This window comes from Rhizobium sp. LjRoot254 (assembly GCF_964254105.1).
Classification (GTDB): Bacteria; Pseudomonadota; Alphaproteobacteria; order Rhizobiales; family Rhizobiaceae; genus Rhizobium_E.
In genome coordinates this window covers 3258914-3271348 of sequence record NZ_CAXUSM020000001.1, presented here as the reverse complement: position 1 = coordinate 3271348, position 12435 = coordinate 3258914, and the positions used below count along the sequence as shown (strand labels likewise).

The 12435-nt window shown below is 61.6% G+C and carries 11 protein-coding genes; 8 read left to right on the top strand and 3 right to left on the bottom strand.

Translation table 11 applies throughout. The features are described 5' to 3' along the window. From ACSQ26_RS16140 to ACSQ26_RS16115, 6 genes are all read left to right on the top strand, one after another. Window positions 1–978: a homoserine kinase gene (locus ACSQ26_RS16140; RefSeq protein ID WP_436010523.1), complete on the top strand. Its 978-nt coding sequence runs from the start codon at window positions 1–3 to the stop codon at window positions 976–978. Continuing rightward, window positions 975–1442 carry a ribonuclease HI gene (gene rnhA / locus ACSQ26_RS16135; protein ID WP_436010521.1) on the top strand — a complete coding sequence of 156 codons (468 nt, stop codon included), beginning with the start codon at window positions 975–977 and terminating at the stop codon, window positions 1440–1442. The genes ACSQ26_RS16140 and rnhA overlap by 4 nt, the downstream gene beginning before the upstream one ends. Before the next feature lie 68 nt (window positions 1443–1510). Further along, window positions 1511–3706 (top strand): esterase-like activity of phytase family protein, encoded by a 2196-nt coding sequence (locus ACSQ26_RS16130; RefSeq protein WP_436010519.1) that lies wholly within the window; start codon window positions 1511–1513, stop codon window positions 3704–3706. Between the two features lie 122 nt (window positions 3707–3828). Further along, complete coding sequence (locus ACSQ26_RS16125; protein WP_436010517.1) at window positions 3829–4209, top strand: hypothetical protein; 381 nt, start codon at window positions 3829–3831, stop codon at window positions 4207–4209. Between the two features lie 53 nt (window positions 4210–4262). Then, window positions 4263–4754: a copper chaperone PCu(A)C gene (locus ACSQ26_RS16120; protein ID WP_436010515.1), complete on the top strand. Its 492-nt coding sequence runs from the start codon at window positions 4263–4265 to the stop codon at window positions 4752–4754. A 250-nt stretch (window positions 4755–5004) separates the two neighbouring features. Further along, on the top strand, window positions 5005–5946 hold the full coding sequence (locus tag ACSQ26_RS16115; protein WP_436010513.1) for an IS110 family transposase: 942 nt from the start codon (window positions 5005–5007) through the stop codon (window positions 5944–5946). Between the two features lie 175 nt (window positions 5947–6121). On the opposite strand, the gene ACSQ26_RS16110 is transcribed toward ACSQ26_RS16115, so the two are convergent. Beyond that, entirely contained in the window at window positions 6122–6601 is a 480-nt protein-coding gene (locus ACSQ26_RS16110; protein ID WP_436010511.1) for a peroxiredoxin, read from the bottom strand. Window positions 6602–6651: 50 nt separating this feature from the next. Continuing rightward, a complete protein-coding gene (locus tag ACSQ26_RS16105) occupies window positions 6652–7461 on the bottom strand; it encodes a protein-disulfide reductase DsbD domain-containing protein (RefSeq protein WP_436010509.1) in 810 nt (269 codons plus the stop codon). A gap of 135 nt (window positions 7462–7596) precedes the next feature. Here ACSQ26_RS16105 and ACSQ26_RS16100 point away from each other — a divergent pair, with 135 nt between their 5' ends. Together ACSQ26_RS16100 and ACSQ26_RS16095 are read left to right on the top strand one after the other, a co-directional pair. Continuing rightward, the gene (locus ACSQ26_RS16100; protein WP_436010507.1) at window positions 7597–8205 is read left to right on the top strand and encodes a YqgE/AlgH family protein; all 609 of its coding nucleotides are present in this window, start codon (window positions 7597–7599) and stop codon (window positions 8203–8205) included. Between the two features lie 226 nt (window positions 8206–8431). Continuing rightward, window positions 8432–9367 carry an IS110 family transposase gene (locus tag ACSQ26_RS16095; RefSeq protein ID WP_436010505.1) on the top strand — a complete coding sequence of 312 codons (936 nt, stop codon included), beginning with the start codon at window positions 8432–8434 and terminating at the stop codon, window positions 9365–9367. A 215-nt stretch (window positions 9368–9582) separates the two neighbouring features. Here ACSQ26_RS16095 and ACSQ26_RS16090 read toward each other — a convergent pair whose 3' ends face one another. Further along, on the bottom strand, window positions 9583–12435 hold the full coding sequence (locus tag ACSQ26_RS16090) for an EAL domain-containing protein (RefSeq protein ID WP_436015298.1): 2853 nt from the start codon (window positions 12433–12435) through the stop codon (window positions 9583–9585).

Genomic DNA, 12435 nt, shown 5'->3' with positions numbered 1-12435 from the left:
GTGGCAGTCTATACCGATATCACCGAAGACGAACTCGAACGCTTCCTTGCCCAGTATGACGCGGGCACGCTGATGTCCTATAAGGGCATTGCCGAAGGCGTCGAGAATTCCAATTTCCTGCTTCATACCAGCAAGGCACCCTATATCCTGACGCTCTACGAAAAGCGCGTCGATCCCGCCGATCTGCCGTTCTTTCTCGGCCTCATGCAGCATCTCGCCGCTCGCGGCCTGTCCTGCCCGCTGCCCGTGGTGCGGAAGGATGGCGAACTGCTAGGCCGGCTCGCCGGCCGGCCCGCCGCGTTGATCTCCTTCCTCGAAGGCATGTGGCTGCGCAAGCCCGCCGCCCATCACTGCCGCGCGGTCGGCGAGGCTCTGGCCCGCATGCATGTCGCGGGCGAAGATTTTGCAATCACCCGCAAGAACGCGCTCTCCGTCTCCGGCTGGCGGCCGCTATGGGACAAATCCGAAGCCCGCGCCGACGAGGTCGAGAAGGGCCTCGCGCGGGAAGTGCGCGCAGAGCTCGATTTCCTCGAAAGCCATTGGCCGAAGGATCTCCCGGCAGGCGTCATCCATGCCGATCTCTTCCCGGACAACGTCTTCTTCCTCGACGACCATCTGTCGGGCCTGATCGACTTCTATTTCGCCTGCAATGATTTCTTCGCCTATGATCTGTCGGTCTGCCTCAATGCCTGGTGCTTCGAGAAGGACTGGTCCTACAACATCACCAAGGGCATGGCGTTGATCGAGGGCTACCAGTCGGTGCGGCCGCTCTCGCGGGCCGAAGCCGAGGCATTGCCGCTGCTCTGCCGGGGGTCGGCGCTGCGCTTCTTCCTCACCCGCCTTTACGACTGGCTGATGACTCCATCAGGCGCCATGGTCACCAAAAAGGACCCCAAGGAATATCTCCGCAAGCTGCGTTTCCACCAGAACATCGCAAACCCCGCCGAATATGGGCTCAAGCTGCCGGTGACCGCATGAAGCATGTCGATATCTTCACCGATGGTGCCTGCTCGGGTAATCCCGGTCCCGGCGGCTGGGGCGCCATCCTGCGCTATGGCGAGACCGAGAAGGAACTCTCCGGCGGCGAGGCGATGACCACCAACAACCGCATGGAACTGATGGCCGCGATCTCGGCCTTGCAGGCGCTGAAAACCCCTTGCGAGATCGATCTCTACACCGACAGCGCCTATGTCAAGGACGGCATTTCCAAGTGGATCCACGGCTGGAAGAAGAACGGCTGGAAAACTGCCGACAGGAAGCCGGTCAAGAACGCCGAACTCTGGCAGGCCTTCGACGAGGCGCGCAACCGGCACAAGGTCAACCTGCACTGGATCAAGGGCCATGCCGGTCACCCTGAGAACGAACGCGCTGACGAACTCGCCCGCCTGGCCATGGCGCCGTTCAAGAAGAAGCCGAAGGCACCTGTCGATAAAATCGTCTGACATCCCGCTGTCATCTGCCTGTCATGCACATGCGCAAAGACCTCCTGAACGAAACAGGAGGGATTTCCATGACGAGACATTTTTCAATTCCGGCGGCGGTCGCGGTCCTGTTGGCCTCGACTGCGGCTATTGCCCATGCCGAGCCGGTGTTCAACCGCATCGCCTCCTTCGCCGTTGCCGACAACACGCCGGTTGACGTCGATGCCAAGTCGGTGACCTCAGCGGAAATCATCGCCGCGACGGAAGATGGCAATACGTTGGTCTACACGTCGAGTCCGCTCAAGGCCGTGGGCCTGATCGACATCACGGACGCCAGGGCGCCGAAGGCGCTCGGCTCCGTCATGCTCGATGGCGAGCCGACCTCGGTCGCCATAACAGGCGGCAAGGCTTTCGTCGCCGTCAACACCGGCAAGGACAAGCAGCATCCGACCGGCAATCTCGAGACCGTCGATCTTGCGACCAAGAAGGTCGAGGCGAGCTGCGATCTCGGCGGCCAGCCCGATTCGATCGCGATCTCCAAGGACAAGACGATCGCCGTAATCGCCATCGAAAATGAGCGCGACGAGGACATTGATGACGGCAAGATCCCGCAGATGCCGGCCGGCGATCTGGTGATCGTGCCGATCAAGGATGGGGCCGCCGATTGCGCCGCCATCAAGCATGTCGATCTCAGGGGCATTACAGGCGTCGCAGCCGACGATCCGGAGCCGGAATTCGTCGCGATCAATTCCAAGAACGAGATCGCGCTGACGCTGCAGGAAAACAACGAGATCGTCATCATCGACGGCAATACCGGCACGGTGAAGACGCACTTCTCCGCCGGCAAGACAGACCTGTCGGGCATCGACGCCACCACCGATGGCGCGCTGGATTTCTCCGAGAAGCTGGAAGGCGTGCTCCGCGAACCCGATGCCGTGAAATGGCTGGACGACAACCGCATCATCGTCGCCAATGAAGGTGATTATGAAGGCGGCTCGCGCGGCTTCACCATCTTCGACACGACGGGCAAGGTTCTCTACGAATCCGGCGCATCGCTCGAACAGGCGATCGCCCGCATCGGCCATTTCCCCGAAAGCCGCGCCGGCAAGAAGGGTATCGAACCTGAAGGTCTGGAAACGGCCGAGATCGATGGCAAGAAATATTTCATGGTTCTCACCGAGCGAGCCTCCATCGCGGCAGTTTATGAGGATACCGGCGCCGAACCGCGCCTCATTCAACTTCTGCCGTCGGGCGTGTCGCCGGAGGGCGCTGTCGCCATTCCGTCGCGCAAGCTCTTCGCAACGGCCAACGAGGTCGACCTGATCGAGGATGGCGGCGCCCGCTCGCATGTCATGCTCTATGAGATGAGCGATGCCAAGCCCGCCTATCCGCAGCTCGTCTCTGAGGAAAAGGATGGCGAGATCATCGGTTGGGGCGCGCTTTCGGGCCTCGCCGCAGTGCCTGATAAGCCCGGCCGGCTCTATGCCGTGACCGACTCGGTCTATAGCGGCCAGCCCTCGATCCTCACCATCGACGCAACGCTGACGCCCGCCGTGATCACCGGCAAACTGGTCGTCAAGCGTGACGGCCAGCCGGCCCAGAAGCTCGATATCGAAGGTATCGCCACCGATGGCGATGGCGGCTTCTGGCTCGCCTCCGAAGGCAATTCGGAAAAGCTCGTGCCGCATGCGCTCTACCACGTGAATGGCAAGGGCAAGATCAAGGAGGAGATCGCGCTTCCCGCCGAACTCCTCACCAATGAAACCCGCTTCGGCTTCGAAGGCATCGCGGTCGATGGCAAGGGCGACGACATGGTTCTGTGGATGGCCGTGCAACGCGAGTGGAAGGATGACCCGAAGGGCTTCGTCAAGCTCGTGTCCTACAAGCCCTCGACCCAGGAATGGGGCGCGGTGCGCTATCCGCTCGAAGCAGCCGGCGATGGCTGGGTCGGCCTGTCCGAAATCGCCATCCATGACGGAAATGTCTATGTCATCGAGCGCGACAACCTGATCGGCAAGGACGCCAAGCTCAAGAAGCTTTATCGCGTGGCGCTTTCCGAACTGAAGCCCGCCAAGCTCGGCGGCGAACTGCCTGTCGTCAAGAAGGAAGAAGTCCGCGACTTCATTCCCGACCTCAAGGCGCTCAACGGCTATGTCGTGGACAAGCTCGAGGGCTTTGCCTTCGATGCCTCGGGCAAGGCCTTTGCGGTCACCGACAATGACGGCGTGAAAGACTCTTCGGGTGAGACGCTGTTCTTCCCGGTCGATATCACCCGCACGAACTGACATTCGATTTGAACGAAAGAGGGGCCGGGTGAGGACATCCGGCCCCTTCGCCTTTACAGCATGCCGCATTGTCAAATGCTCCCGATCGGGCTAAACCCATCCCGGAAATCCCGGGAAATTGCATGACGGCTAAGTGGAACATCGCGATGGCATCGCTGCGCATTTTATGCGCGATGCTGCTCGTGTCTGCGGGGCTGGCGCACCAGCCCGTCGCGGCCAAGCCGCTACAGGTGCAGGATCTGGCGATCTATGTCCTGCCCGATGGCAGTGTCGCGGACCTCTGCGTGCCGGGCGACGATGGCCGACCGGGCAAGGTCACGTGGCATGGCTGCGAGGCCTGCCGCATCGCATCCGGCATCCTCATTCCCGCGCCGCCCGTCGAGGCGGCGGCAATCGAGCGGCAGGAGATCGCAGCCGACTTCACGTCGCTGGAATCGCTACCGATCACCGTATCTTTCGGACCCGGTGCCTCTCCGCGCGGGCCACCTGAATTCCTCATTTGATCGCACGCGCAACCTCGCGCGAAGAATCCCGATGAATTCTGAAAGGCAAATCCATGCATATCGCAAATCGCGTGATCGTCACGCTTATCGTACTCATCCTCTCCACTACCCCAGTGTTCGCGCACGAATATAAGGCCGGCGATCTTGAAATCCATCACCCTTGGTCCAAGGCGATGAACCTAGGCGCCAAGACCGGCGGTGGCTTCATGACAATCACCAATCACGGCACCGAACCGGACCGGCTGATCAATATCTCGTCGGATGTCGCGGACCTGATCCAGGTCCATGAAATGAAGGTCGACAACGGCATGATGACGATGGGTGAAGTTCCCGGCGGCCTCGAAATCGCCCCCGGCGCGACCGTCGAACTATCGCCCGGCGCGATCCACGTCATGTTCATGAGCGTCAAGACGCCTTTCAAGGAAGGCGAGAAGATCAAGGCCGTACTGACCTTCGAAAAGGCCGGTGACATCGCGGTGGAATTCAAGGTCGAACCCGCCAACAAGGGCGACGACGGCCACGACATGAAGAACATGAAGATGTGATCAGAGGCCGGCGGCTGGTGCCTGTTCTGCACTCCGCCAGCCAGCGCGTGTCGTCATCCTCGGGCTTGTGTGGACGAAGTGTGTTTAACTTGATGCACCGGCCGGACTGAACTTCCGGCCGGTGCAGGCAGGAGGCCGTTCACTTGGGCTGGCTTTGAATAGCCGAGGACAAGCTTGGCCCTGCCTGCTCCCTTAGACCCCGAACGGTTGATCGGGCTTTCGCCCGCACCACAAGCCTGGGAGCAAGGCCATGATATCTGAACTTTCCTTTGTCGGCATCGACGTTTCCAAAGCCCGCCTCGATGTCCACATCCATCCTGCGGGTCACGTCCTGGTGCTCGCCAATATTTCAGAGCATTTCAGTGATCTCATCGCACGCCTGCGTGTTCTGGGGGCATCTGTCGTCGGTCTTGAGGCATCGGGTGGCTATGAACGGCCGCTTGCCGACGCGCTCCATGCCGCGGGCATCGATGTCCGTATCCTGCAGCCATCGCGCGTGCGCGGCTTTGCCCGCTCGATCGGACAGCTCGCCAAGACCGATGCGATCGATGCCGCCGTGATTGCCCGCTATCTCGCGACCGCCCATCAGGCGCTTGCACCCTACCGTCGGGATCCGGCGCTTGGCAGCCTTGGGGCGCTGCTCGGCCACAGGCGGCGGCTGGTCGCCGAGCGCAGTGGGTTGCTCAGCCAGTGCGATACCGAGACCGAACCCCTGGTGCTCAGCTTGATCGAAGAGCGCCTCGCCGCGATCGAGCGAGCGATCGTGCGCATCAAGGACGCGGTGCATGCGCTTGTCGCCGACAATCCGGCGCTCAGGCAACGCCGCGACCGGCTCACGGCGGTCAGCGGTGTCGGACCAGTGCTCGCCACCACGCTGCTCGCCGACCTGCCGGAACTAGGCCAGGTCTCGGGTAAGACCGTCGCCGCTCTTCTCGGCGTCGCACCGCATGCACGCCAATCAGGAAAAGCCAACCGGCCGGGACGGTGTTCGGGCGGTCGTAAACATCTGCGCGATATTGCCTACATGGCGGTCTTGAGCGCCATCAAGGCAGGCGACCCAATCCTAGGCGGCTTCTATAAGCGCCTCAGGCAGAACGGAAAGCCCTTCAAACTCGCCATGGTCGCCACCATCCGCAAGCTCATCACAATCCTCAACGCCATCGCAAGGACCGATCCAGCTTTCGCAACCTGAAAACCACGGTTGCTTGTCCCTAGGATCTGGTGACGCTCATCAAGCAATCGACGATGGTGGGTCTATCTTCCCTCACCAGATCCTCGGCACAAGGCCGAGGATGACGTCGCGGCGGTGCGAAGCTTGTGAAAAAAAGCGACGGGCCGCCGATCGGGCGGCCCCTCACGTATACTGATCAGAGCTGGCCGAGCAGTGTCGCAGCGCCCGAGACCTCGGCCTGTCCCGGCACGGTCTCGATGTTGAACTGGGTGACCTTGCCGTCTTCGATCAGCATGGAGTAACGCTTCGAGCGGATGCCCATGCCGTTCATCTCGTTGTCGAGCCCGATGGCCTTGGTGAAGATGGCGGAGCCGTCGGCGAGGAAGCGGATCTTGCCTTCGCCGCCGGAGGCCTTCGCCCAGGCCTGCATCACGTGATGGTCGTTGACCGACAGGACCACGATCTCGTCGACGCCCTTGGCGAAGAAGCTGTCGCGGTTTTCGAGAAAGCCCGGCAGGTGGTTGAGCGAACAGGTGGGCGTAAACGCGCCCGGCACCGCGAAGAGCACTATTTTTCGGCCTTTGAGAAACTCCCGGAGGTCGATGTCGGTGACACCTTCCGATGTCTTTTCCTTGAGCGTGGCGGCGGGCAAAGTGTCGCCGATGGCGATAGTCATGCTGGTATTCTCCTGACGTGATGAAATTCTGGTTGTGGATATCGTTGCCGCTATCTCAGCGCAAGGGTTGCTTCGATCGCGCGGCCGCCTGATTTGACGAGCATGGTGATCGTACGCCCCGCCTGCGCCTTTTCGCTTATGATGGGGATGCGGATGTGAGCGATTTTGTCCGCGCCGGCATCGATCTCTACCTCACCGAATCTGAGTCCCGGCGGCCCAACGAATGCGACCTGCGGTGCCTGGGCGTTGGGAATCGCGACGTCCGCCTCAATCAGCTTTTCGTTTATCGAAAGATGCAAATTCCTGATCTCAAAATCCTTGCCCGGCTTCTCGGGGAGGGTCGACTGCGCGAGCTGCAGCTGCATGAATTCCTCGCTTTCCGGTTGGCCCGGTTTCAACGGCACTGAAAAGCTCGCTACAAAGGGCACGCACACCTTCTCGCAGATGCCGACGATTGCATTGAGATTGATCGTGGAAGGCGCATCGGCCAGCGGCTTTGCGAATTCCACGATCAGGCTGACTGGCTGGTGATAGCCGACGAAGCGGCCGCCATCATCCTGGCCGATCTCCGGCACGGGAAATGAAACCGATCGGAGCACGAGATTGGTCGAGCCTGCAAAGTCCAGCTGCGGCGGCATGCCGGCATCGCCGGGGTCGCGCCAATAGGTTTTCCAGCCGGGCTTAGGTTCGATCTGCAGAAGCGCGAGGATCGCGTCGTTGCGCGGCTGCGAGATCACCACCAGCCGCATCCGGCCACCCTCGGATTCCGCCCATTGGCTCATCGCTGCTTGCGCTGCCGGCGGCAGCCAGCTCAAAGCCGCGAGCACGGCAAACAGGACGGCTCTAAAAAGGTTTTTCAATTCATGCACTTCCCGGTTTCCGGCCCATTCACATCCGGCGAATGCCAGCGTGCCGCCATGACTCTCTTACGAAAAAAGCCGGCCCGATGCATCTTCGTCCTTTTCATTTCACCGCGAATTGATAGGCTGTGAGCCATGGTCGATATCCAGACTTTGAAGAGCAAAGGCGAGCGCGGATTTCTTGACGGTCAGTTCCTGATCGCCATGCCGGGCATGCCTGACGGCAATTTTTCCCGCGCCGTGGTCTATATCTGCGCCCATTCCAGCGATGGCGCCATGGGCTTCATCATCAACCAGCCGCAGCAGTTGAGCTTCGTCGATATCCTGCGCCATCTCAAGATCGTCGCCGACGAGGATGCGATCCTGCTGCCCGATGAGACGCGTGATTTCCCGATCCAGAAGGGCGGCCCGGTCGAATCCGGCCGTGGCTTCGTGCTGCACACCGATGATTATCTCACCCAGTCCTCGATCCCGGTCAGCGACGAGATCTGCCTGACCGCGACAGTGGATATCATCCGCGCCATGTCGCGGGGCAGGGGGCCGAAGAAGGCGTCGCTGCTGCTCGGCTATGCCGGCTGGGGTGCCGGCCAGATCGAAAGCGAGATCGCCAACAACGGCTGGCTGACCTGCCCGGCGGATGAGAACCTGATTTTCGACCATGGGCTGGATGACAAGTATGATCGGGCTCTGGCGCTGATGGGAATTCATCCCGCGATGCTATCGATGCAGGCGGGGCATGGGTGAGATCTGCTGGTGGAGCTGGGTTTTCACCCCTTGTATCCACTTTCATTGGGATTGTGCGATGCTTGCGACTGAGCCTCGGGTGAGATGGCCACCCCACCCGAGGCGCGGCGAAGTCGCCCGTTACCCCTCTGGCTACAACCGTTGGTGAGCTTGGGATCTTCGCCGTTGTCACGCACGACCGAACAGTCGGTTGAACCCGATCGCACGAACAAGGCAGGTTACCGTGATGTTGAACATTTGTGGAGTGGATGTTTCCAAGAATGTGCTGGATGCCTTCGTGGCGTCGAGCGGCACCTATGCGCGCTTTGCCAATGACGCGGATGGGATCGCGGCGCTGGCCGTGTTGTGCCGAGCAGAGGATGTCGAACTGGTGGTGATGGAGGCCACCGGCGGGCAGGAGCGGATGGCCTATCTGCTGCTGTGGCAGGCGGGTATTGGCTGCGCCGTCGTCAACGCCGCCGCGGTGCGCTACCATGCGCGCTCCAAGGGACTTCTGGAGAAGACCGACCGCATCGACGCGGCCGTGATCGCGAGCTTCGCGGCGATGAAGGATGTCCAAGCCGGCGATCCGCCCGATGTGGATCAGCTGCATCTCAAGGCCCTGGTGACGCGTCTGTCGCAGATCACCTGCGACCTGACTGTCCAGAAGCAGCGACTGTCGAGCTGCGACGATGCCGAGGCGCGGGCCAGCCTGGATGAGGTCATATCCCTGCTCAAGCGTCAGGCGCGTCACATCGAAGGCGAGATCGCCTCTGTTATCGACGACGATCCGCTTTGGGCGAAGTTGGCCGAGGCCTTCTCCTCGATCAAGGGCGTGGCCGGCCGGACGATCGCCATCCTGATGGCCGAACTGCCCGAGATCGGCCTGATCTCCAACAAGGCAGTATCCAAGCTTGCCGGCCTGGCGCCATTGGCCGACGACAGCGGCAAGCGCAAAGGCCAGCGTCATATCAGGGGCGGTCGTGAACGGGTTCGGTCCATTCTCTACGTGATCTCCTGGATCGCCTGCAAATATGACAACAGCCTCGCTGCCTTCCATCGCAGGTTGATCGAAGCGGGAAAGCCCAAAATGGTCGCGCGTATCGCCGTGGCTCATAAAATCCTCGTCCGCCTTAACGCAAAAGCACGAGAAGCGAGAATGGAAATGCAAATTGCAACTTGACACGCAAGATAGTCGCTCACCAAGCGCGTCCATGCGCTCGCTGGAGCTCACGCGGACTTGCTATCCTCTCCCGCAGGGGGAGAGGTAAACTTGTGGCACTGCTTCACCTCAAACGAGGGCGGCGATTGTGGCACCCTACCTCTCCCCCTGCGGGAGAGGATACGAAGGCCGGGTAAGCGAAGCGAACCCTTGGCCGAAGTTGGTGAGGGGTGAATCTACCCCCGCTTCAACAACGGAAACCGCTCCCGCAACAACCTCTGCACCGACTCCGACCCGATCGGCGGGCCGAAGAAGAAGCTCTGGCCGTACTGGCAGCCCATCTGGCCCAGCTTGAGGGCGTCTTCCTCGCTCTCGATGCCCTCCGCCACCAGCGCCATGCCAAGTTCATTGGCCATCGAGACGATCGAGCGCAGCAGCACGTCGCGCTTCTCGCTGGTGTCGCGCACCAGGGATTTGTCGATCTTGATCGTGTCGAAGGGAAAGCGGGTGATATAGCCGAGCGACGAGAATCCGGTGCCGAAATCGTCGATCGCCAGGCCCACACCCGCCTCGCGCAGCTTCTCCAGGATCAGCCGCGACTGTTCGGGATTTTCCATCACGATCGTTTCGGTGAGTTCGAGCTTCAGCCGTTCGGGCGGGCAATCGGAATGGGCGAGCGCCCGCCGCACATCCTCGGCGAGGTTCGAGTTGATCAGCTGCGAACTCGACACGTTGACCGACATGAAGAACGGAATGTCGCCCATCTGGGCGAGCCAGATCGAAAGGTCCGCCGTGGCACGTTCGATGGCGAACAGGCCGAGTTCGGAAATGAAATTCGAACTTTCCGCGAGCGGAATGAATTCGGTCGGCGGGATGTTGCCGCGACGGGGATGATCCCAGCGCATCAGCGCCTCGAAGCCAGCGATCTCGGCGTCGTCTAGCCGCACGATCGGCTGGTAGACCATCGAGATTTCCTTGCGCTCGATGGCGCGGCGGAGATCGGATTCGAGTTGCAGCCGGTCGGAAACCGCCATACGGAATGAAGGCTGGAAAGGCTCGACCTTGTCGCCGCCGGATTTCTTGGCGCGGTACATGGCGAGCTCGGCATCGTTGAGCAGGCCTTCGCCATTCACTGTCGGATCGGTCCAGGACACGATGCCGATCGAGGCCGTCAGGATGAACTCCTCGTTGGCGAAGTTGAGCGGCACGGAGATCGCTTTCGCCACCGCATCGGCGAAATCGGCAATCCGGGCCGGATCGGTCTCCGACGTCAGGATGACGCCGAACTCGTCGCCCGCCAGCCGGCCGAGCGTATCCTGCGGCTTGAGCAGCCGGCGCAGCCTGCGGGTCAACGCGATCAGGATATTGTCGCCGGCCGCGATGCCGAGGGAATCGTTGACCTGCTTGTAGCGGTCGATGTCGATGGTCAGCACCGTCGGTCGCATATTCTCGTCGGCGGCTCCCAGCGCCAGCAGCGATTGCAGCCGGTCGAGGAAAAGCTGGCGGTTCGGCAGGCCGGTGAGGTTGTCGTTGAGCGCGTCGTTGAGCAGGCGGTCGACGATGTTCTTCTGCTCGGTGACGTCCTCGACGATGCCGACGCAGCGGCTGATCTCGCCATTGCCTGATAGCACCGGCCGGGCTCGGATCGAGAGCCAATGGTATTGGCCGTCCTCGGCCCGCAGCCGGAAATCATGGGAAAGACGGCCGCGCTTCTGGGCGAGCAAGATGTCGAGCGTGGCACGGAAACGGTCTCGGTCATCGGGATGCAGCCGTGGCAGCCAGTTGCGGGCCGGGCCATGCAACGCGCCCGGCACGGCGCCGAGCTTGAGCGCGATGTCGGGAATGGTCATCACCCGGTCGCGCGCCACGTCCCAGTCCCAGATCGTGTCGCCGGAACCGGTCAGCGCCAGCGATTGCCGTTCGAGGTCGGAGAACAGTCCCTGCTGGTAGGCGCCGCCGGCAAACGCGTGTTGCATCACCGTGAAGCCGATCAGCAGCACGATCAGCACGAGGCCGAAGGCCAGCGCCGGCTGCACGATATCGTTGTCGAGCTGGCCGGTGATCGCGAGCCAGGCGCCGAACATCCAGGCGATGATGACGAGCCAGGATGGGATCAGCAGGATGGCGCGGTCATAGCGGTTGAAGCCGAGAAAGACGATCAGCAGGATGCCGACCCCGGCCGTCAGTGCAAAGGAGACGCGCGCAATGCCCGAGGCGATCGACGGATCATAGATCGCCACGCCGAACAGCGTACCGAGTCCCAGCACCCAGGCGAGCGTCGCATAGGCAAGGTTGGCATGCCATCGGCTGAGATTGAGGTAGGTGAAGAGGAAGATCACCAAGCCCGAGGCCAGCGCCACTTCCGCACCCGCCCGCCATATTCGCTCATCGAGCGTATTGCGGCCGAAGAGCTGTTCGAGGAAGCCGAAATCGACGCAGACATAGGCCAGCACCGCCCAGGCGAGTGCCGCCGTCGCCGGCAGCATCGAGGTGCCCTTGATGACGAAGAGATTGGTCAGGAACACCGCGAGCAGCCCGGCAATGCCGAGCACGATGCCGCGATAGAGCGTGAACGCGTTGACCGTATCCTTGTAGGTCTCCGGCTCCCAGAGATAGAGCTGCGGCAGTTGCGGCGAATTGATCTCGGCGACGAAGGTGATCACCGCACCCGGATTGAGCGTGATCGAGAACACGTCCGCATCGTTCGACGGCACGCGGTCGAGCGCGAAGCCCTCGCTCGGCGTGATCGAGATGATGCGGTCCGAGCCGAGATCCGGCCAGAATATCTTGGAATTCACCAGCCGGTAATGCGGCGCGACGATCAGCCGTTCGAGCTGCTCGTCCGAGACATTGGCGAGCGCGAACACCGCCCAGTCGCCATTATGGTTCTGTGAGCTGGCGCGCACCTCGATCCGGCGTACGATGCCATCGGTGCCCGCTGCCGTCGAAACCTGGAACGCCTCGCCTTGGCCGGCATAGATCTCGGCGATGGCCGTGAGATCGAGCGCCTTGTCCTCGCGCGAGATTTTCACCGGTTCGAGCGCCATGGCACTCACGGGTGCAAGCATCATGACGAAAAACAGCAGCAT